The sequence below is a fragment of the Massilia sp. NBRC 108631 genome, from assembly GCF_059704565.1.
In genome coordinates this window covers 1-18,838 of sequence record NZ_BAAKJE010000133.1, presented here as the reverse complement: position 1 = coordinate 18,838, position 18,838 = coordinate 1, and the positions used below count along the sequence as shown (strand labels likewise).

Sequence of the window (18,838 nt, the reverse complement as noted above, 5' to 3'; positions counted from 1 at the left end):
CCCCGCGGCGTAAGTCTTGCTGCGCCGAAATAGCGACACTTGCTTGCCAAATCAGTGCAAACTATTGCCACAAGGTAAGATCCTGAGCTATCCTCAAGTCACAACTATAAACATGCAACGGCTGGCCTACGAGACAATGAGAACCACAAAAGACGCGCCGGCACCCACTATCGCCGAGCACAAGGCCGCCATTCAGCGGGAAAACCGCCGCGTCACCTCCTACGACGTGGCGCTGGTGGCGGGCGTGTCGCAATCGGCCGTGTCGCGCTGCTTCAAGCCCGGCGCCAGCGTTTCCAAGCATACCTATGCGCGGGTAATGAAAGCGGCCGACGGCCTCGAGTATATTCCCAACGCGGCGGCGCGCAGCCTGATCACGCGGCGCAGCAATATGGTGGCGGTCATCATCTCCAACGCCGCCAATCTGTTCTATCCCGAAGCGCTCTCCGAACTCAGCAAACACGTGGCCCGTGGCGGCAAGCGCGTGCTGCTGTTTACGCTGCACAAGGAAAGCGAGCTGGACCTGGTGCTGAACGACGTCTGGCAATACCAGGTCGACGGCGTGATCGCCGCCGCCACGCTCAGCGAAGCGCAAGTGGCCGAGTTCGAGCGCCGGCGCGTGCCGCTGGTGATATTCAACCGCAACCTGCGCGGCCAGGCCGCCAATACGGTAGCGTGCGACCAGTACGAAGCGGGGCGCGCGCTGGTTTCGCGGCTGGCGGCGGCGGGGCACCGCGTGTTCGGCATGATAGACGGCGCGCAGGACAACGCGGTGGCCAGCGAACGCCGGCGCGGCGCCTGCGAGCGCCTGGCCGAACTGGGCTTGCCGGAGGCCGTCATCGTGCGCGGCAACTTCGACTACGCCAGCGGCAAGCTGGGGCTGCGCGAAATCATCGCCCGCAGCGGCGGCCGGGTGCCAGACGCCGTCATCTGCGGCAGCGACGTGATGGCCATCGGCTGCCTGGACTGCGCGCGCCACGAGTTGGGGCTGGCCGTGCCGGCGCAGCTGTCGGTGGCGGGTTTCGATGCGGTCGAGGCGTCCAACTGGCTCAGCTACAACCTGACCACCTTGCGCCACCCGATGCAGCAAATGACTGCCGCGGCGGCCGAACTGCTCTACAGCCTGATCGACAATCCCGGCGGCGCGGCCGAAAAGCGCATGTTCGCGCCCCAGTTCGTCGAAGGCGCCACCGCGCGGCTCGTCGCCCTGCCCCCTGCCGCCGTCTCGCTCGCGGCCTGAAAACGCTGTTCGGCTGCGCCGGCCTACTCGTGGCCGCGCCTGGTTGCCAGCGCCACCACGGCGGCGCCTGCCGCCACCACCAGCGCATCTTCGATCAAGCCGCTGCGGGTTTGTCCGATGCGCGCCATGGCTTGCTTGCGGACGGACAACGTCAAGTAGGCAAGCGGCACGGCGGTTGCGATGGCGACCGCCGCGCCTGCGCCCTCCCGGCCTTTCGGGGCCAGCGCGGCACCTGCAATTCCGGCGCTCATGACACGCGCAAGCAGCCCCAGGAACACGGTGCGGTCCGGCGCACTCTTCATCTTGTCGCCGGCCAGTTCGCCCAGCCCCATCGCCAACGCACCGGCCTTGACCACCGGCCGATCGAGGAGGACCAGTTCGCCGCTGGTACGGCGGTGCGCCAGGCGCGCTGCAGCGAGAGTCGCCATGGGCGTCATGGAGCGGGCGCTGGCGACAGCGCCCATCAGGGCGGAGGAAAGCAGGCTGGGAATCTTCATCGTTGTACCCCTATGCAAGTGGAATGCTTGAGGTTCAACCATACAGGCAATTGCGCATTCCATCTGTTAGATGGAACATATAAACTCTGGCTTCATGGCGGTTCCAGGAGAATTGACGATGTCCAATCACCCTCTTTTCACGATGCCGTTCGCCAAGGTCTACCCGCTCTATGTCAAGAAGGCGGAACGGAAGAATCGCACCAAAAAGGAAGTCGATCAGATCATTTGCTGGCTGACGGGCTACGACCAGGCCGGGCTGGAGCGGCAAATCGCACAGCAAAACGATGTTGCCGCTTTCTTCGCACAAGCGCCCGCCATGCACCCGCACGCCGCACAGATCAAGGGCGTGGTGTGCGGCATACGTGTGGAACTGATCGACGATACGCTGATGCGCAACATCCGCTATCTGGACAAGCTGATCGACGAGCTGGCGAAGGGAAAGGCGATGGAAAAGATCCTGCGCTAGCTGCGCCGGCGCCGCGCTAGGCGCCCAGCGCCGCCAGCCGCTTGGGCTTGCTCAGGCTGGATAGCGCCTTGTCGTAGGACCACTGCACCAGCTCGGCCAGGTAGTCTTGCGGGAAGTGCTGGACATTGACGATGGTGACCCAGTGGAAGCGGCCCATATAGCGCGCCGGCTTGACGCCGGGCACGCCGGTCAGTTCCAGAAAGCGGTCCGGCAAGGCGCGGAAGCTGAAGCGCCAGCGCTCAGGGTCGCTGGTCTTGAAATAGGCGAACGACTTTTCGCCCACCGCGTACACCAGGATGTTGCTCGGGGCGCCGTGCAAGGTGGCCACGGCGCCGGGAAACTGCGCGCAGTGCGCTTTCAGCTGTTCAACATCCATTCCGGTGCGGCCGCCTTAAGCTTCGGCGACGCGCTTGGCGATATGCGCCAGCGATTCTTCCACCTGGTCCACCAGCACCAGGCACAGGTCGCCCGGCTGCAGGCGGGCCAGCGCCGTGTCGATGGCGATGAACTCGCCGTTGATCTCGTCGACGTAGTTGGTGCGCGGCGCGCCGGCCAGGCCCTGGCGCAACAGCGCGACCACTTCGCCGTCGGCGCGGCCGCGCTGGCACTGGTCCTGGTAGAGCAGCACGTCGTCGAAGGCCTTGCCCAGGATTTCGGTCTGCTGGCGGATGTCTTCGTCGCGGCGGTCGCCGGCGCCGGAGATCACCACCGAACGGCGCTTGGCCGGCAGCGCGTCCACCGCCTGCACCAGTGCCAGCATGGCGTCCGGATTGTGGCCATAGTCGGCGATCACGGTGGCGCCCTTGTACGAGAACATGTTGAAGCGGCCCGGCGCGTTGTCGCTGTCGTTGGCGAAAGTGGCCAGACCCTTGCGGATCGACTCCCAGTCGATGCCGGCGCCCCATGCCGCCGCCACGGCGGCCATCACATTCTCCACCTGGAAACCGATGGCGCCGTTGCGCGTGATCGGCACTTCCGACAGCGCCACCGCTTCGGCGTGCTTGCCTTCGGCGGCGATCAGCTGGCCGTCTTCGATGTAGACCGTGCGGCGGCCCTGCGCCAGGTGGGTGGCGATGACCGGATGCTCGCGGTCGGCGCCAAAGAAGGTCACCTTGCCTTTGCACGACGCCGCCATGCCGGCCACGATGGGGTCCATCGCGTTCAGCACGGCCACGCCGTTCTTGTCCACGTTCTGCACGATGACGCGCTTCAGCACCGCCAGGTCTTCCACGGTGGTGATGTAGTTCAGGCCCAGGTGGTCGCCGGCGCCAATATTGGTCACCACAGCCACCTTGCAGCGATCGAAAGCCAGGCCTTCGCGCAGCACCCCGCCACGCGCGGTTTCAAACACGGCCGCGTCCACGTCCGGGTGCTGCAGCACGTTGCGCGCGCTGCGCGGGCCGGAGCAGTCGCCGCTGTCGGTGCGGCGGCCGTTGATGTAGACGCCGTCGGTATTGGTCATGCCCACGCGCAGGCCGCTGGAAGCCATCAGGTGCGCGATCAGGCGCACGGTGGTGGTCTTGCCGTTGGTGCCGGTGACTGCCACCACGGGAATGCGGCCGTCGTCGCCCTCGGGGAACATGGCCGAGATGATGGCTTCGCCCACCGGACGGCCCTTGCCGTAGGAAGGTGTCAGGTGCATGCGCAGGCCCGGCGCGGCGTTCACTTCCACCACCCCGCCGCCTTGCGCTTCGATCGGCTGCAGCACGCTGTCGCACACCACGTCCACGCCGCAGATGTCGAGGCCGATCATCTGCGCCGCTTCCACCGCGCGCGCCGCCACTTCAGGGTGCACGTCGTCGGTCACGTCGGTGGCCGAACCGCCGGTAGACAGGTTGGCGTTGTTGCGCAGGATCACGCGCTGGCCTTTCGGCGGCACCGAGTCGGCCTCGTAGCCTTGCAGCGCCAGGCGCGCCAGGGCGATGTCATCGAATCGGATCTTGGTCAGCGAGGTGGCGTGGCCGGAGCCGCGGCGCGGGTCCGCGTTCACCAGTTCCACCAGTTCGCGCACCGAGTGCACGCCGTCGCCGACCACGTGCGGCGGGTCGCGGCGCGCGGCGGCGATCAGCTTGTTGCCGATCACCAGCAGGCGGAAATCGTGGCCTGGCAGGAAGCGCTCGACCAGGATGTCGTCGCGGAATTCGCGCGCGGCGGCAAAGGCCTTGAAGACCTGCTCGCGGGTGGTGATGTTGACCGTCACGCCCTTGCCCTGGTTACCGTCCTTCGGCTTGATCACCACCGGCAGGCCGACTTCGTTGGCGGCCTTCCAGGCGTCTTCCTCGTCTTCGGCCGCGCGGCCGTGCGGTACCGGCACGCCGGCCGCGTCCAGCAGTTTCTTGGTCAGTTCCTTGTCCTGCGCGATGGTCTCGGCGATGGCACCGGTGGAATCCAACTCCGCGGCCTGGATGCGGCGCTGGCGCGAGCCCCAGCCGAACATCACCATCGAACCCTTGGTCATGCGCTTGAAGGGGATGTTGCGCACCACGGCGGCGTGCACGATGGCGCCGGTGCTCGGCCCCAGGCGCACGTCCTCGTCCAGGTCGCGCAGCTGCGCCAGCGCGCCGGGCAGGTCGAACGGCGTGTCGTCCAGCGCGGACTTCAGCAGCTGCTCGGCCAGTTCCACCGCCAGGCGGCCCACTTCTTCTTCGGTGTACTCCACCACCATCTGGTAGATGCCGGTTTCCAGCGTCGGCGTGGTGCGGCTGAAGGTCACCGGGCAGCCGGCCTCGGCCTGCAGGGCCAGCGTGGCCAGCTCGAGCACGTGCGCCATCGGAATCGCGTCGTCATGGCCGATCGGCTGCAGCGCAGCGATCCCCGGGAAGCGCGCGCGCAGGCGTACTTCGAAGCCGGGCAGCTTGTCGATGTTCTCTTCATCTGCCGTGCATTTGACGATGGCTTCGACCGCCGTGTGGTGACTCCAAAGATTGGGACCGCGCAGCGCGCGGATGCGAATAACTTCCATTACCTGTGTCCTGTATGTGAACTGGGTGATCTGCTGATCTGTCTACGTGAGCTGAGTGATGTTTCAGTTGGCCTTGAAAGTGCGCAGCGCGGCGGCGATCAGGCCCGGTTCCAGGCCCAGCGCCCAGCCGGCGGCGATGGCGGCCAGCACGGCTTCCTCGTTGCCTTTCTGGCTGGCCGGCATGCAGGACAGCGGCAGCATCGCCACTTCATTGGCGCCGGCCGCCAGCACAAAGCCGGTGGCGCGCATGAACACCGCGCGCTCGCCGTCCTGGCGGTGCTCGACAATGGCTGGCAGCTGCTCGTCCAGGCCGTAGAAAATCACCGCGCCGTCGCACAGCTCGGCCATTTCCACCACTTGCGGCTCGGCGGCGTTCAGCACCGCGGCGCCGTCCGGCAGCACCACATCGACCTGGGTGCGCAGCACGCCGTACATGTCGTCTTCGTCGCCGATGTAGAACTCGGACAGGTCGCCGTGGCCGGCCACGTCGGTGACGATGCCCACCGAGCACTTGTCGTAGGCCAGGCCTTCGGTCAGGATCATGCGGCTGCCGTTGTGGAACACGGCCGCTTCCACGTTACGGTTGAGCAGCAGGCGCTGGCCCGATTCCCAGGCCGTCAACGGGCCGCGCGGCACCTTGCGGCCGTTCAGGTAAATGCCTTCTTCGCAGCTCAGGCCGACCGACTTGCCGCTCACTTCGAGCAGCCAGGCGGTCAGGTTGGCGATCAGCACGCTGTGCCGTTCGCCGGCCACGCCCACCACCGGGATGCGGCCGGTGTCGTCATGCGCGAACAGCTGGTCGACTATGGCGGCGCCCACCGGGCGCGGCTGGCCGCCTTCGGCCGGCTTCAAATGGGCCAGCAGGCCCGGGCTGGCGTTCACTTCGATGACGGCGCCGCCCTGCTGGTCCAGCGGGCGCGAAATGTCCTGCGCCACCAGGTCGATGCCGGCGATGTCCAGGCCGATCACGCGCGCGGCCAGGGTAGCCATGTCGGCGATGTCCGGATGCACCAGATCGGTCACGTCCACCGCCACGTTGCCGTTCGGCTGGATCAGCACCTTGTGGCCGGCGGCCGGCACCGATTCGTGCGTCATGTTCTGGCGCTTGAGCTCGAGGATGATCTCGGCCGACTCGTGCGGCTTGATCAGGCCCAGCGGCGAGCCTTCGGTCTCGCCCCGGCGCGGGTCGATATTGATGTGCAGGTCGCACAGCTGCTTGATGGTGTGCTGGCCGTCGCCCGTCACCCACAGCGACTCGCCCTTGGCGGCCGCGATCAGCTTCTTGCCCACCACCAGCAGGCGGTGCTCGTCGCCGGCAATGAAGCGTTCCACGATCACGCTCTTGCTGCCGCCCTTGCGCGCGGCCAGCTCGTAGGCCGCGTGCACGTCGGCTTCGGTGGTCAGGTTCAGGGTCACGCCGCGGCCGTGGTTGCCGTCGTAGGGTTTGACCACCACGGGCAGGCCGATGTCTTCGGCCGCTTCCCACGCCTCTTCGGCGCTGCGTACCAGCTCGCCTTCCGGCACCGGCACGCCGGCCGAGGCCAGCAGGCTCTTGGTCAGGTCCTTGTCGCTGGCGATGCCTTCGGCAATGGCGCTGGTGGCGTCGGTCTCAGCGGTCCAGATGCGGCGCTGGCGCGCGCCGTGGCCCAGTTGCACCAGGTTGCCGTCGGTCAGGCGGATCGATGGGATCTTGCGGTCGGTGGCGGCGTCGACGATGTTGGCCGTGCTCGGACCCAGGCACAGCGACTCGACCATGTCGGTCAGCTCGGCCACGGTGGCGGCCAGGTCGTAAGGCCGGTCTTCGATGGCGGCCATCAGCAGTTCGCGGCCGGCGGCCAGCGCGGCGCGCCCCACCTGTTCCTGGCGGGTGCGGAAGGCCATCTTGTAGATCACGCCATCCTCGGAGGTCTGGCGCGTCTTGCCGAAGCCGGTACGCATGCCGGCCAGGTTCTGCAGCTCCAGCACCACGTGCTCGAGGATGTGGCCGGCATAGGTGCCGTCCCGCAGGCGTTCGTTGAAGCCGCCGCGCTCGCCCACGCCGCAGCGGTGCTCCACCAGGTGCGGCAGGATAGCCGTCAGGCGCTCGTACAGACCGGGGATTTTGTCAGAGGGGAAATTTTCGAGCTCGCCAATATCCAGCCACGCCTCGATCACCGGGCGGTAGGTCCAGATATTTGGTCCGCGCAAGTGTGTTACACGGAGAAATTCAATGTCTTTCTTCTTTGTCATGTTTTTGCTCTTGTACCTCTTGCGGTATACTCCGCAAAAGCAGGCCGCACTTGGCGGTCCCCCTCTTTTATTTCGTCAAATGATGAATAACTGACAGAATACCGTAAATCACTGCCTAGCTACGACGCGCTTACGACTATCCTGCTTCGCTATTTTCCCACTGTTTCTCTTTCCTTGCCAATTGGCAAAGCCCGCACTGGAGTATGTTGCACAATGATAACAAAACAGCTTTCCCCGGAACTCAGCCATACGGAACTACCAGAAGTATGGCGTGCCGAGGTGCAACTACAACTTTCCTCCGGGGAAAACGTTTCAAGTGCGCTCGAGGTTGACCTCGACGCGCGCCTTCATTTTTCCAAGGGCCTCATCCTCGTTACCGAGCGCCGCATTATGGCACGCGCGCCGGGGGAAACGGTATGGCAATCTTGGCCTTACGAACAGGATTTGACCTTAAAACTGCACGACCATGCGGGCGTCGGCCACCTGGAGTTATTCAACCAACAAGGCCGCCTGGCTAACTGGCGCTTCACGCTGGGCCAGAACCTGCTGGCCATCCGCCTGGCCGAAAAGTTCGCCGCGCTGCGCGACAGTTTCGTCAGCGGCCAGCCCATCGTACAGGACGAGGAGCACATCTGCCCGTCCTGCAAGGCGCCGCTGGAGCCGGACCAGGACGAATGCCCGATCTGCACCAAGGTGGTATACACGCCGCCGTCCACCTGGACCCTGTTCCGCCTGTGGCGCTTTGCCGCGCCCTACCGCTGGCCGCTGCTGGCCGGCTTCCTGCTCATGCTGCTGAGCACAGCGGCGCACATGATCCCGCCGTATCTGACCATGCCGCTGATGGACAACGTGCTGATCCCTTACCAGAACGGCAAGCCGGTCGACACCGGCCTGGTGACCATGTATATGAGCGGCCTGTTCGGTTCAGCGGTGCTGGCCTGGATCCTGGGCTGGGGCAAGACCTATGTGCTGGCCCTGGTGTCCGAGCGCATCGGCGCCGACCTGCGCACGACTACCTATGAGCACCTGCTGCGATTGTCGCTGGAATACTTCGGCGGCAAGCGCACCGGCGACCTGATGTCGCGCATCGGCAGCGAATCGGACCGCATCTGCGTGTTCCTGTCGCTGCACCTGCTGGACTTCGCCTCCGACGTGCTGATGATCATCATGACCGGCGTGATCCTGGTCTCCATCGACCCGTGGCTGGCCGCCATCACCCTGCTGCCGCTGCCCTTCATCGCCTGGCTGATCCACCTGGTGCGCGACCGCCTGCGCACCGGTTTCGAAAAGATCGACCGCGTGTGGGGCGAAGTGACCAATGTGCTGGCCGACACCATTCCCGGCATCCGCGTGGTGAAAGCCTTCGCCCAGGAATCGCGCGAAGCGGGCCGCTTCCGCACCGCCAACAAGCACAACCTGGCCGTGAACGACAAGCTCAACAAGGTGTGGTCGCTGTTCTCGCCCACCGTGTCCTTCCTCACCGAGCTGGGCCTGCTGGTGATCTGGGTGTTCGGCATCTACCAGGTGTCGCAATCGAACATCACGGTCGGTGTGCTGAGCGCCTTCGTGGCCTACTCCAGCCGCTTCTACGGCCGCCTGGACTCGATGAGCCGCATCGTCTCGGTGACCCAGAAGTCGGCCTCCGCCGCCAAGCGCATCTTCGACATCCTGGACCACGTGTCGTCGGTGCCGGAGCCGGTCAAGCCGGTCAAACTGGGCAAGGTGGAAGGCAATATCGCGCTGCGCGACGTCGGTTTCCGCTACGGCAACCGGGCCGTCAACCGCAACATCAGCATCAACATCAAGGCCGGCGAAATGGTGGGCCTGGTGGGCCACTCCGGCTCCGGCAAGAGCACGCTGGTCAACCTGATCTGCCGCTTCTACGACGTGACCGAGGGCGCCATCCTGCTGGACGGCGTGGACATCCGCGCGCTGGGCGTATCGGACTACCGCCGCAACATCGGCCTGGTGCTGCAGGAGCCGTTCCTGTTCTTCGGCACCATCGCCGAGAACATCGCCTACGGCAAGCCGGACGCCACCCGCGAGCAAATCATTGCCGCCGCGCGCGCCGCCCATGCGCATGAATTCATTCTGCGCCTGGCGCAGGGCTACGACTCCATGGTGGGCGAGCGCGGCCAGGGCCTGTCCGGCGGCGAGCGCCAGCGCATCTCGATCGCGCGCGCACTGCTGATCGACCCGCCTATCCTGATCCTGGACGAAGCTACCGCCTCGGTGGACTCGGAAACGGAGAAAGAGATCCAGAAAGCGCTGGACAACCTGGTTACCGGCCGCACCACCATTGCCATCGCGCACCGCCTGTCCACGCTGCAAAAGGCCGACCGCCTGGTGGTGCTGGACCGTGGCCGCGTGGTCGAGGAAGGCGGCCACGACGAGCTGATGGCCGCCGAAGGCGCCTACTACCGCCTCTACATGGCACAGGCGCGCAACGTCGACACCGACCTTGACGACGCCCCCGGAAAACGACATGACGACTGATTCCATGACTACGCTGAGCATTCACAACTTCACCCTGGCGCGCGACTCCTTCGGCCGCCTGAACCTGACCGACGCCGCCGGCGTGCTGCACGAAAACGTGGCGCCGGTACGCGCCTTCCCGATCCAGGCGCCGGAACAGGGCATTTCGCTGGTGACCACGGACGGCAAGGAGATCGCCTGGATCGACGCCCTGGCCGACCTCAGCGGCCCCAACGCGGCACTGGTGCGCGAGGAGCTGCAAGGGCGCGAATTCATGCCCGAAATCGCGCGCATCCTGGCGGTGACCAGCTACGCCACGCCATGCACCTGGACCGTGGACACCAACCGCGGCCAGACCGAATTCGTGCTGCGCGGCGAGGAAGACATCCGCCGCATCGGCAGCGATACGCTGCTGGTGTCGGACACCCATGGCATCCACTTCCTGATCCGCAACCAGTACGAATTGGACAAGCACAGCAAGAAAATCCTGGACCGTTTCCTGTGACCGCACGCTCATGAAACAAAAATCGCTCTCGGCCGGCGCAGTAGTTCTGCATGGCAACGGCGACACCCGCCGCTACCTGCTGATGCGCTGTTTCCAATACTGGGACTTCCCGAAAGGCATGGTGGAGCCGGGCGAGTCGCCCTTCCTCGCTGCGCAGCGCGAGATTGCTGAAGAAGCAACCCTGACAGACCTGGATTTCCCGTGGGGCGAACAGTTCACCGAAACCGCGCCCTACGGCGACGGCAAGGTGGCGCGCTACTACCTGGCGGTGAGCGCCACGCGCGACGTGGTGCTGGGCGTGAGCGAAGAACTGGGTTTCCCGGAACACGACGAGTTCCGCTGGGTCGATGTTGACGAAGCGCGCTCCCTGCTCGGCGCCCGCGTGCGGGCGGTGCTGGAATGGGCGCACCAGCTCAGCGCCACGCCGCCGCAGGCATCCAGCTCTGGAAGTAGCTGAAAAGCAACATCTTTTTCCTCACAGAGCCGCGCCAGTCGCGGCTTTTTGTTTACTTGGCGGCCGCCAGGGGCTAGCATGATAAACATAAGCAACGAAAGTTGCTACATGTGAAATTTGCAAGACGCCTCAATGCCGGAGACCGCCATGTGCCGCACCCCAACCGCCCGTCAACTATGCCAGCTGCTTGCAGCCGGCTGGCTGGCTGCGGGCGCGCCGCTGGCTTTTGCCGCCGCCATCGCTGATGCGGGATCTTCCGGCGGCGCGCCTGCAGCAGCCGTCCCGGCCATCGCGTCCGCTCCGCGCAGCACCCCAGCGTCGCCGACGGCAGCGCAAGCAGCGGCAACGCCAGCGCCTACCGGCCCGTCAGCTGCCTTCGAAGCACTGGATCAAACGGAACCGCCGCTGCTGGCAGCCGCCGGCAGCGTCGCACAGGGCTATGTAACGCCAGCCAGTTTCTCCAAGCCGCAGGCCTACGACCACAGCGCCAACCGCTTGCACCTGCCGCGCCAGGACGCGGACCTCGATTCCCTTGATCCATTCAAAGGCAAAGCTGCCAAGGCGGATGAAGGCATGAATCCGGCCCTGCTCTGGCTTTCCATACTGGGCCTGGCCACGGCCGCCATTTCAGGCATCCTGCAATACGCGCGCAATCCCATTACGCGCAAACGCAAATACCGCAACTACGACCGCACCACGCCGTAGCCGGGCGTCTCACATTCCTTTGAAGCGATGCTGGAAGCGCTGGCTCACCGTCGCTGTGGCGGTTGGCCGCTGCGATGCGTTTCACCGCCACCACATGTCTGCGGTGCACCTGCCAAAATCCCGCCTCGTCCAGCGTTTCCGCCAATTCCTTGAGCGGCGTGCGGATTGGCGGAATACGAGGCCGGAGAGAACTATTCCTTCCTGCAGTTCGTCGGCATGAAGGGCGACGGCATGGCTTCCAAAATCGACCTATCTGCGCTGGGCACCTCCTTGACTGTGCCGGTGTTCCTGGTGCAAGGCGAAGAAGACCTGCTGACCGTACCGGCCGGCACGCGCCGCTACTACGACGGCATCCGCGCGCCGCAGAAGGACTACGTCAGCATCCCGCGTGTGGGCACGATCCCAACCAGGCCATGGTGGACAGACAGTTCAAGCTGCTGCAAGAGCGCGTGCGGAAACTGGCACAATAGGCGCGCCCGGCCAGCTTTACGAGCTCGACCTACCAGCTGCGTTCAAGCCCCGCGCGCAGCGTCGGAGAGACGTCGGTCCGTGTCAGCAAGCGCTGGACACCGCCGGGAATGTCGGCGCTGGCCCAATCCGTTGTGTCCTTACGCATCAGGTTCGCCGCACCCAGCCGCACCCGGGTTGCGCTGTCCAATTCCCACACCGCGTACAAATCCAGCTTGCGCACACTGCCAACCGACGACGCCTCCACCAGCGACACCTGGGTACGCGCCCCGCGCTGATAGTTCAGGTCCGCGCCGGCCTTCAGTCCCGGCCGCACCTGCCAGTCCAACCCGGCGTTTGCGCTCAGCGGCGCCTGGCGGTCCAGCCGGTTGTCCGGCCCCGTCACGCTCTCCACGCGCGACCAGTTGCGGGCCAGGTTCGCCCGCAGCGACCAGCCGGCCGACAAAGCCGCCTTCGCCTCCAGCGCCAGGCCATGCGCAACCGCCCGTCCCTGGTTCGACGGCGTCCGCACCCAGCGGGTGCTGTCCTTGAACAGCAGCGGCAGCGTGACGTCGCTGATCCTGCGCGCATAGGCGCTGGCGCTGACCATGCCGTCCTTGCCGAAATAGTGGTCGTAGCCCGCGTCCAGACCCCACGCCAGTTCCGGCCGCAGGGCCGGGTTGCCCTGTGTGTCCGGGTTGGTGGCGCTATTATTGTTGTCGGCCGTATAGCGGCGCGGAATCAGGTCCACCATGGTCGGCGCCTTGAAGGTGCGGGCCAGTCCAAGGCGCACTTGCCGTTCGGGCGACAGCTTGACCATCCCCTGCAGCACTGGGCTCAGCACCGGCGAGCGCTGCGCGATGGAACCAGCCTCGCGCTGCCTCACCGACGTCTCCAACGCCTCCCAGCGCACGCCCGCCGACAGCGACCAGCCGCCGGCCAACTCCCACTCATCCTGCGCGAACACGGCCAGGCGGGTGATCAGGCCTCGGTAACGCTCATCGTATGCCTGCGCGGTGGTGTGGTCCTGCTCCTCCCGGCTCTGCGTACGCCGTGTCCGGCCAGTGTCCCAGCCCACCGCAAGCGCATGGCCGCCGCCCAGCGGCCGCTGGTACTTGCCGCTGAAGGTCAGGCCTGCCTCGCCGATATCAGCGTGCACCACTTTCAGGTCCGGCGAGCGAATCCCGCCTGCCAGCGAATGAAACTCGAAGGCCGAGCTGCGCGGATTGGCCAGCAATCCCACCTTGGCCTCCAGGCGCGCGCCCTGCTCCAGCACGCGTTGCCAGGTCAGATCGCTGCGCAGCAGAATGCCTCGCAAATCCACATGGCGGCCGTTGTCGGGAAACTGCGTCGGCGCGCCAGCCAGCACCGTCTCATGCGACTCCACACCGATGCTGCGTTCGTACAGGTTCACAAAGGTTTGCGACGCCAGCGTGTCCGTACCCCGGTTCCAGGTGAGGCGCGGCGCCACGCTGGCCGTCCGCGCCACATTGAAGTTCAGTTGTGGGCTCACTCGCGACAGCGACGGGGCGCCGCTCGGCCCATCCTGCGCGGCCACCGTTTCGTACTCCACGCGCCAGTCCGGCGCCGACACCCTGCTGGCTGTGGCGGCAACCGAGTAGCTGTAGCCTTCGCCCTTGTCCGACGCCTGCCATGCCAGGCTGGGTGAAAGGGCTCCCGCCAGCGCATCCACTCCCAGCTTGGCCTCCTGCCGCGCACGCGGCGCGCTCTTGCGCAGAATGATGTTGACGGTACCCGCAATGGCTTGCGTGCCCAGTTCAACCGACGCGCTGCGCAGGATTTCCACCTTCTCGACCAACTCCGGCGCCAGGCTCTCGATATTGAATCCGGGCGGCACCGCAACGCCGTTCAGCAGGATTTGCGTATAACCATTGCCCAAGCCACGCATGCGGATCTCGCTGCTTTTGCCGGCGCCGCCCTCGCCGATCATGATGCCCGGCACGCGCTTTAGCGCGTCTGCCAGCGTGCGATCCCCTTGGCGCTGTAACTCCTGCGCTCCAATGACGATGGCCGCCGCAGTCTGCTCGCGGCGCTGATCCAGCTTCGCACCGGTCACTTCGACCTTTTGCATCTCTTGCGCCCCGACGGCAGCCGGAAATGCCACAACAAAGGCCAATGCACAGACGTGTAATTTCATGGTTCTCCTCGAATGGATGGACGTGCGAAGTCCTGCCACGCAGGCACGGACTTCGTTAAAGCAAAGGGGATTAGTTGACCAGTGCGGCCGAACGCGCACGAAGCGCGGATGGGAGTGCGTTGCGATCCAGGTCGGCGATCAGTTGCGCAGGGTCGATATGCTCGCCGTTCCGCAGCACCTCAAGATGCAAATGCGGTCCGGTGACGCGCCCGGTGGCGCCGGACAAGCCGATCGCCTGCCCCTCTGCCACGCTCTCGCCGACACGCACAGAGCGCCGGTCCAGATGCGCGTACATCGAACGCAAGCCCTCGCCATGGTCGATCACAATGACCTGGCCGTATTTGGGCTGCCCGTCATACATGGCAGTGGACTCCACCACTTTGCCGGCAGCAGGCGCCAGCACGGGCGTACCGCGCCTGGCGGCGAAGTCTACCCCATGGTGGAAGGCGCTGCTCGAAGCCAGCGGCTTGCTGCGCGCCCCATAGAAGCTGCTGACACGCGCCGCCTCGAGTGGCGCGCGCCACGACGGCACAGACGGAACTGCAACGCTGGCCGCAGCCGGCACACGCTGCACGTCGCCGGCGCGCCAGGCAAACGCGGGCTGGAGCAGCACGCTGGCAGCCAGCAGCGCCAACGCTGCGCCACCCAGCAAAAGCTTGCCGGCCGCGCCCAGCACCCTGGCCCCGCCTCCTCGTATCAGCTTGATCCTGTCCGCCAGCGCCGCTACGCCAGCGCCGCCGAATGCGGTCGCCGGGTACCCGCCCGCCATCATCCCCTGCTGCAATTTAAGCTGCGCCACCAGCGCCGCCGCATAGCTGTGCCGCTGCTGCTCCGGGCGCCCAGCCAGCACCTGCTGATCGCAGGCCAGTTCCTGTGCCCAACTCATTTTCGACCGCATCAGCCCAACCGCTGGATTGAACCAGAACAGCGTCTGCAACAGGAGACTCGCATGCAGCCAGACGTGATCGCGCCGGCGCCAATGGGTAAGCTCATGCGCCACGATCAGCTGCTGTTGCTGCGCGTCGAACTGCGCCAGGTGGCAAGGGAGCAGCAGGCGCGGCGCCAGCAAGCCAACCAGCATGGGAGACACCGGCACCGGCGTTTCCAGCACAGGCGGGCCGCGGTACGGCGACACCTCGGCGAAACCCTGATGCGTTTTCAGCGCCGCGCCGCTCACGCGGTCCGCCGTGCGCAATACCGCGCGCAGCGCCTGTTGCGCGCGCACCCAGCGTCTCACCGCGTACAGCAAACCGGCGCAATAGCACGCCAGCCATGCCTGCGACAACAGCGAGAGCCAACGGGGCGCAGCCATGGTCGGCGCTGCGTCCAGGTCGGCGTCGCCTGCGGCGCCGTCCAGAACACCCCAGGGCCAGCCATCCTGCGGCGTCAGCGTGCCCGGTATTGGCGACGCCTGCTCCGGTCCACTCGGCGCGGCGCGCGACAATTCGATGGCAGGCACCACACTCAGCGTCGCAGTGCGCGGCGCCAGCGCCAGCGCGAACGTCACCGCCACAACCAACTGCGCCGCCAGCCACACCGCGCGCTGGGCCGCGATACCCGGCCACACACGCTCGGCCAACTTCAACAGCGCCCACGCAAGGGCGCCCGCCGCCAGGCACGTGGCGCTGGCCAACAAAAACAGGAATGGGGAAAATCCGGGCATGCTCAGTCCTTCCCGGCAGGCCAGTCTTGCAGCAGTTGATCCAGCGCAGCGAGCTCTTGCTGGTCAACCAGTTTGCTGCCCGTGAACATATTGACCGGCAGCGGCGCGTCCATTTCCATCACGCGCTTGCCGAAGTCGTGCGCGAAAGCGGCCAGCGTGGCCACCTTTTCCACTGCGGCCGAATACACGTTCACACCGTGCACCGCTTGCAGCGACACCATTTGCTTCTCCAGCATCCGGTCCAGCGTCTTGCGGGTGGACGAGTACGACCACTCCAGCTCTTCCACAACCCGCTCATGGATCTCGCGCGCGCTGAGCGGCTGTTCCTTCCACAAGCACTTCAACAAACTCAATTCCGTTACCGATGGCGTAGACATGGATCGCCCCTATGTGACTAGAGACGCCATCATACGACAGCTGTCGCACTCCTGCAATTACTTTGTGCGACAACTGTCGCAAACCCGGCTCCGGCTGCTTTAACGGTTCTGCTTTCCGCCGCCGGATGAGCTGCCCGAGCCACCGGACTGCTTGCTGCCCGACGAGCTGGCGTTGTCATTCTTGTGGCTTTGACGGCCAGCCTCCACATGCTGCTCGTGCGTGCCGCCCTGCGTGCCGGCGCGCGAGCCGCTGGATTTACCGCCGCGTTTTTTGTCGTCCTTGGATTGGTTCGGCATGATGCTTTCTCCTGTCAAGTTGATAGCTACCGGCACCATGCCGGTATGTGCGCATGATGCATGCCACGATTTCCGCGAAACATCGGAGCGCAGGCAACAAGCGCGTAGGACTGAACTGAGTTCCGGAAGAACATAAAAGCGTTGTGACGATTAGGTGAACTAGCGCACCGAGCCAAGTGCGGTGCGGCATCAGACTGGCCCCTGCTCTGTTCACACCAACAGCCTGAGGAGGCCACCATGCGTACCGAAAAAAACCCATCCAAAGCCATGCCCAAAGCGATGCCCACCAAATCCGGCGACACTGACGCGATCAGCCTGCTGATGGCCGACCATGAAAACGTCAAGGACATGTTCGAGCAATTTGAAAGCATGACCGACCGGGCCGTGGTCAGCAAGAAGAAGCTGGCTGACGAAATCTGCAGCGAACTGACCAAGCATACCCAGGTGGAAGAAGAGATCTTCTACCCGGCCGTGCGCGCCGCCGGCAAGGAGTTTGAAGATCTGATCGACGAGGCCGTTGTGGAGCACGGCTCCGCCAAGCAGCTCATCGCCGACATCGAGGCCATGGACCCCGGCGACGACCTGTACGACGCCAAAGTGAAAGTGCTGTCGGAAATGATTGAACACCACGTGCAGGAAGAGGAAGGCGAACTGTTCCCGAAAGTGCGTAAGGCCAAGCTGGACTTGGTTGAACTCGGCCAGCAGATGGCCGAACGCAAGGACCAAATATCGGGATAACTCTGCAAGCGTGGCGCCCAGGTCACCAAACGGCACAGCGAAAGGAATAAACTAGCATTCCCTAAGCTGGCCACGGTGACGCATGAGGCGAACATGGAACGGTTCAAAGAAGGCGATCTCGTGCAATTGCGCGGCGGCGGCCCGGAGATGCTGGTCGTCGGCGCGTATGAAGGACTGCAATGCGGCGACGAAGCCGTGGTGGGCATATTCTGCGTCTGGGACTGCGAACATCAGCTAAGCGAAAGGGTGTTCGCCCCGGACGAACTCGACATCATTCGCTACGAGCGCCGCCGCTATCCACGTCCCGGTTCGATCAGCGTTCCGCAGGGCTAGCCGCCACGGCCTTGGTCGATGCCGTGGTCGGCAGTCTCAGCAGATAGATCGTGACGCCGCAGGCAATGAAGAACAACATCACTTTCAGCCCCGTGTAGGGGACGCGGTACATCGAATACACCATCGACGGCCACATCAGCCCCAGCGCCAGCACCTTGCCGCGCAAGGGTATGCCACGCCCATCCTCGAAGTCCGTCAAATAACGCCCCAGCGCGCCATGGTTGCGCAGCCAAGTGTGCAAACGCTCCGAACTGCGCGCGAAACAGGCAGAGGCCAGCAGCAGGAACGGCGTGGTCGGCAGCAAGGGCAGGAACACCCCCAGTACCGCAAGCGCGAGGAAGATGCAGCCGAGGACGATGAGGAGGAGTTTCATATGGGATACAGTATAGCTTAGCCTGTGTGAACCGGACCGGAAATCTGGGAGGCTCCAATCTTTGAGAGAATGGAGCTATGAATAAAAAATCTACCCGATACTCCCCCGAGGTGATGGAGCGTGCGGTGCGCTTGGTCGAAGAGTCGGCCAGCCAGTACGACTCGCAGTGGGCCGCGATCACGTCCATCGCCAACAAGATCGGCTGTACGCCTGAAACGCTGCGGCGCTGGGTGCGGCAGCGCGAAAGCGATGCTGGGCTGCGTGCCGGGCCGAGTTCTGCAGAGCAAGAACGAATCCGCGCTTTGGAGCGCGAGGTGAAGGAGTGCGCAAGACGAATGAAATCTTGCGCTTGGCCAGTGCTTTTTTCGCCCAGGCGGAACTCGACCGCCGCTTCAAGCCTTGATGGCCTTCATCGATCAGCACCGAAGCGCATACGGGGCCGAGCGGCTGTGCAGGCAGTTGCAGCTTGCTCCTTCGAGTTACTGGCGCCACGCTGCCCTGCAACGCAATCCGGCGCTGCGCTGCGCCCGCGCCCATCGCGACGACTTTATGAGTGCCCACATACGCCGTGTTTGGGAAACCAACTTCCGGGTCTACGGTGCCGAAAAGGTCTGGCGCCAGCTGCTGCGCGAGCGGTTCAAAGTGGCGCGCTGCACCGTGGAGCGCCTGATGCGGCGCGACGGGCTGCGCGGCGTAATACGTGGCAAGGTTGTGCGCACCACGGTGAGCGATACGGCAGCGCCATGCCCGCTGGACCGGGGGACCTGCCAGAAATTTTGTGTGCGGGGCCAAAGTTTAATTAGCTGATCGCGTTGGTAAAACGCTCCCCATACATGATGGCGAACTGGTTAACTGCCTGCTTCCAGGTTCGTGCAGGCATCTTCCAATCTTTTTCAATATTGCGCAAGGCCAGGAAGAGTAG

The 18,838-nt window shown here is 64.9% G+C and carries 18 protein-coding genes, 1 pseudogene and 1 other annotated feature; of the genes and pseudogenes, 9 read left to right on the top strand and 10 right to left on the bottom strand.

Annotated features, from left to right (window positions below):
- Positions 1 to 136: 136 nt before the first annotated feature.
- A complete protein-coding gene (locus AC6H42_RS14790) occupies positions 137 to 1,237 on the top strand; it encodes a LacI family DNA-binding transcriptional regulator (RefSeq protein WP_057156678.1) in 1,101 nt (366 codons plus the stop codon).
- Between the two features lie 23 nt (positions 1,238 to 1,260).
- Here AC6H42_RS14790 and AC6H42_RS14785 read toward each other — a convergent pair whose 3' ends face one another.
- Positions 1,261 to 1,734 (bottom strand): hypothetical protein, encoded by a 474-nt coding sequence (locus AC6H42_RS14785; RefSeq protein WP_057156793.1) that lies wholly within the window; start codon positions 1,732 to 1,734, stop codon positions 1,261 to 1,263.
- Between the two features lie 118 nt (positions 1,735 to 1,852).
- On the opposite strand from AC6H42_RS14785, the gene AC6H42_RS14780 reads away from it, so the two are divergent.
- Complete coding sequence (locus AC6H42_RS14780) at positions 1,853 to 2,200, top strand: DUF2200 domain-containing protein (RefSeq protein WP_497548374.1); 348 nt, start codon at positions 1,853 to 1,855, stop codon at positions 2,198 to 2,200.
- Between the two features lie 16 nt (positions 2,201 to 2,216).
- On the opposite strand, the gene AC6H42_RS14775 is transcribed toward AC6H42_RS14780, so the two are convergent.
- The 3 genes from AC6H42_RS14775 to AC6H42_RS14765 all read right to left on the bottom strand — a co-directional run bounded on the left by AC6H42_RS14775 (position 2,217) and on the right by AC6H42_RS14765 (position 7,391).
- Complete coding sequence (locus AC6H42_RS14775; protein WP_497548373.1) at positions 2,217 to 2,576, bottom strand: MmcQ/YjbR family DNA-binding protein; 360 nt, start codon at positions 2,574 to 2,576, stop codon at positions 2,217 to 2,219.
- A 15-nt stretch (positions 2,577 to 2,591) separates the two neighbouring features.
- Positions 2,592 to 5,162 carry a cyanophycin synthetase gene (cphA, locus tag AC6H42_RS14770; RefSeq protein WP_497548372.1) on the bottom strand — a complete coding sequence of 857 codons (2,571 nt, stop codon included), beginning with the start codon at positions 5,160 to 5,162 and terminating at the stop codon, positions 2,592 to 2,594.
- Positions 5,163 to 5,225: 63 nt separating this feature from the next.
- Positions 5,226 to 7,391 carry a cyanophycin synthetase gene (locus AC6H42_RS14765; protein ID WP_057156682.1) on the bottom strand — a complete coding sequence of 722 codons (2,166 nt, stop codon included), beginning with the start codon at positions 7,389 to 7,391 and terminating at the stop codon, positions 5,226 to 5,228.
- Between the two features lie 213 nt (positions 7,392 to 7,604).
- Here AC6H42_RS14765 and AC6H42_RS14760 point away from each other — a divergent pair, with 213 nt between their 5' ends.
- The 4 genes from AC6H42_RS14760 (at position 7,605) to AC6H42_RS14745 (ending at position 11,530) form a co-directional block, all read left to right on the top strand.
- Positions 7,605 to 9,887, top strand: coding sequence for a cyanophycin metabolism-associated ABC transporter (locus AC6H42_RS14760; protein WP_082551962.1), 2,283 nt, complete (start codon positions 7,605 to 7,607; stop codon positions 9,885 to 9,887).
- Complete coding sequence (locus tag AC6H42_RS14755) at positions 9,877 to 10,371, top strand: cyanophycin metabolism-associated DUF1854 family protein (RefSeq protein WP_229418268.1); 495 nt, start codon at positions 9,877 to 9,879, stop codon at positions 10,369 to 10,371. The genes AC6H42_RS14760 and AC6H42_RS14755 overlap by 11 nt, the downstream gene beginning before the upstream one ends.
- 10 nt (positions 10,372 to 10,381) lie before the next feature.
- Entirely contained in the window at positions 10,382 to 10,828 is a 447-nt protein-coding gene (locus AC6H42_RS14750; protein ID WP_057156685.1) for an NUDIX domain-containing protein, read from the top strand.
- 144 nt (positions 10,829 to 10,972) lie between these two features.
- On the top strand, positions 10,973 to 11,530 hold the full coding sequence (locus tag AC6H42_RS14745; protein WP_497548371.1) for a hypothetical protein: 558 nt from the start codon (positions 10,973 to 10,975) through the stop codon (positions 11,528 to 11,530).
- Here the strand turns inward: AC6H42_RS14745 and AC6H42_RS14740 are convergent.
- The 5 genes from AC6H42_RS14740 to AC6H42_RS14720 all read right to left on the bottom strand — a co-directional run bounded on the left by AC6H42_RS14740 (position 11,484) and on the right by AC6H42_RS14720 (position 16,472).
- Positions 11,484 to 11,639, bottom strand: a complete 156-nt coding sequence (locus AC6H42_RS14740) for a hypothetical protein (RefSeq protein WP_373888193.1) — start codon at positions 11,637 to 11,639, stop codon at positions 11,484 to 11,486. The genes AC6H42_RS14745 and AC6H42_RS14740 overlap by 47 nt on opposite strands.
- A gap of 390 nt (positions 11,640 to 12,029) precedes the next feature.
- Complete coding sequence (locus AC6H42_RS14735; protein ID WP_497548370.1) at positions 12,030 to 14,135, bottom strand: TonB-dependent receptor plug domain-containing protein; 2,106 nt, start codon at positions 14,133 to 14,135, stop codon at positions 12,030 to 12,032.
- A gap of 70 nt (positions 14,136 to 14,205) precedes the next feature.
- Positions 14,206 to 15,798 (bottom strand): M56 family metallopeptidase, encoded by a 1,593-nt coding sequence (locus tag AC6H42_RS14730; RefSeq protein WP_497548369.1) that lies wholly within the window; start codon positions 15,796 to 15,798, stop codon positions 14,206 to 14,208.
- 2 nt (positions 15,799 to 15,800) lie between these two features.
- Positions 15,801 to 16,175, bottom strand: coding sequence for a BlaI/MecI/CopY family transcriptional regulator (locus AC6H42_RS14725; RefSeq protein WP_057156689.1), 375 nt, complete (start codon positions 16,173 to 16,175; stop codon positions 15,801 to 15,803).
- 99 nt (positions 16,176 to 16,274) lie between these two features.
- On the bottom strand, positions 16,275 to 16,472 hold the full coding sequence (locus AC6H42_RS14720) for a hypothetical protein (protein ID WP_057156690.1): 198 nt from the start codon (positions 16,470 to 16,472) through the stop codon (positions 16,275 to 16,277).
- A gap of 237 nt (positions 16,473 to 16,709) precedes the next feature.
- Between AC6H42_RS14720 and AC6H42_RS14715 the strand changes: the two genes are divergently transcribed.
- Positions 16,710 to 17,210, top strand: coding sequence for a hemerythrin domain-containing protein (locus AC6H42_RS14715; RefSeq protein ID WP_082551964.1), 501 nt, complete (start codon positions 16,710 to 16,712; stop codon positions 17,208 to 17,210).
- A gap of 93 nt (positions 17,211 to 17,303) precedes the next feature.
- On the top strand, positions 17,304 to 17,543 hold the full coding sequence (locus tag AC6H42_RS14710) for a DUF2158 domain-containing protein (RefSeq protein ID WP_497548368.1): 240 nt from the start codon (positions 17,304 to 17,306) through the stop codon (positions 17,541 to 17,543).
- Here the strand turns inward: AC6H42_RS14710 and AC6H42_RS14705 are convergent.
- Positions 17,524 to 17,916: a YbaN family protein gene (locus AC6H42_RS14705; RefSeq protein WP_057156692.1), complete on the bottom strand. Its 393-nt coding sequence runs from the start codon at positions 17,914 to 17,916 to the stop codon at positions 17,524 to 17,526. The genes AC6H42_RS14710 and AC6H42_RS14705 overlap by 20 nt on opposite strands.
- 77 nt (positions 17,917 to 17,993) lie before the next feature.
- Here AC6H42_RS14705 and AC6H42_RS14700 point away from each other — a divergent pair.
- Positions 17,994 to 18,675 (top strand): annotated as a pseudogene (locus AC6H42_RS14700) (IS3 family transposase); the annotation flags it as partial.
- Positions 18,274 to 18,390 (top strand) — a sequence feature (AL1L pseudoknot). It overlaps the preceding pseudogene by 117 nt.
- Positions 18,676 to 18,838: the final 163 nt, after the last annotated feature.

Bases quoted from the DNA above. Each gene is read 5' to 3' on its own strand.
- AC6H42_RS14790 (WP_057156678.1), top strand. From the start codon at position 137: ATGAGAACCACAAAAGACGCGCCGGCACCCACTATCGCCGAGCACAAG.
- AC6H42_RS14785 (WP_057156793.1), bottom strand. From the start codon at position 1,734: ATGAAGATTCCCAGCCTGCTTTCCTCCGCCCTGATGGGCGCTGTCGCC.
- AC6H42_RS14780 (WP_497548374.1), top strand. From the start codon at position 1,853: ATGTCCAATCACCCTCTTTTCACGATGCCGTTCGCCAAGGTCTACCCG.
- AC6H42_RS14775 (WP_497548373.1), bottom strand. From the start codon at position 2,576: ATGGATGTTGAACAGCTGAAAGCGCACTGCGCGCAGTTTCCCGGCGCC.
- cphA (WP_497548372.1), bottom strand. From the start codon at position 5,162: ATGGAAGTTATTCGCATCCGCGCGCTGCGCGGTCCCAATCTTTGGAGT.
- AC6H42_RS14765 (WP_057156682.1), bottom strand. From the start codon at position 7,391: ATGACAAAGAAGAAAGACATTGAATTTCTCCGTGTAACACACTTGCGC.
- AC6H42_RS14760 (WP_082551962.1), top strand. From the start codon at position 7,605: ATGATAACAAAACAGCTTTCCCCGGAACTCAGCCATACGGAACTACCA.
- AC6H42_RS14755 (WP_229418268.1), top strand. From the start codon at position 9,877: ATGACGACTGATTCCATGACTACGCTGAGCATTCACAACTTCACCCTG.
- AC6H42_RS14750 (WP_057156685.1), top strand. From the start codon at position 10,382: ATGAAACAAAAATCGCTCTCGGCCGGCGCAGTAGTTCTGCATGGCAAC.
- AC6H42_RS14745 (WP_497548371.1), top strand. From the start codon at position 10,973: ATGTGCCGCACCCCAACCGCCCGTCAACTATGCCAGCTGCTTGCAGCC.
- AC6H42_RS14735 (WP_497548370.1), bottom strand. From the start codon at position 14,135: ATGAAATTACACGTCTGTGCATTGGCCTTTGTTGTGGCATTTCCGGCT.
- AC6H42_RS14730 (WP_497548369.1), bottom strand. From the start codon at position 15,798: ATGCCCGGATTTTCCCCATTCCTGTTTTTGTTGGCCAGCGCCACGTGC.
- AC6H42_RS14725 (WP_057156689.1), bottom strand. From the start codon at position 16,175: ATGTCTACGCCATCGGTAACGGAATTGAGTTTGTTGAAGTGCTTGTGG.
- AC6H42_RS14720 (WP_057156690.1), bottom strand. From the start codon at position 16,472: ATGCCGAACCAATCCAAGGACGACAAAAAACGCGGCGGTAAATCCAGC.
- AC6H42_RS14715 (WP_082551964.1), top strand. From the start codon at position 16,710: ATGCGTACCGAAAAAAACCCATCCAAAGCCATGCCCAAAGCGATGCCC.
- AC6H42_RS14710 (WP_497548368.1), top strand. From the start codon at position 17,304: ATGGAACGGTTCAAAGAAGGCGATCTCGTGCAATTGCGCGGCGGCGGC.
- AC6H42_RS14705 (WP_057156692.1), bottom strand. From the start codon at position 17,916: ATGAAACTCCTCCTCATCGTCCTCGGCTGCATCTTCCTCGCGCTTGCG.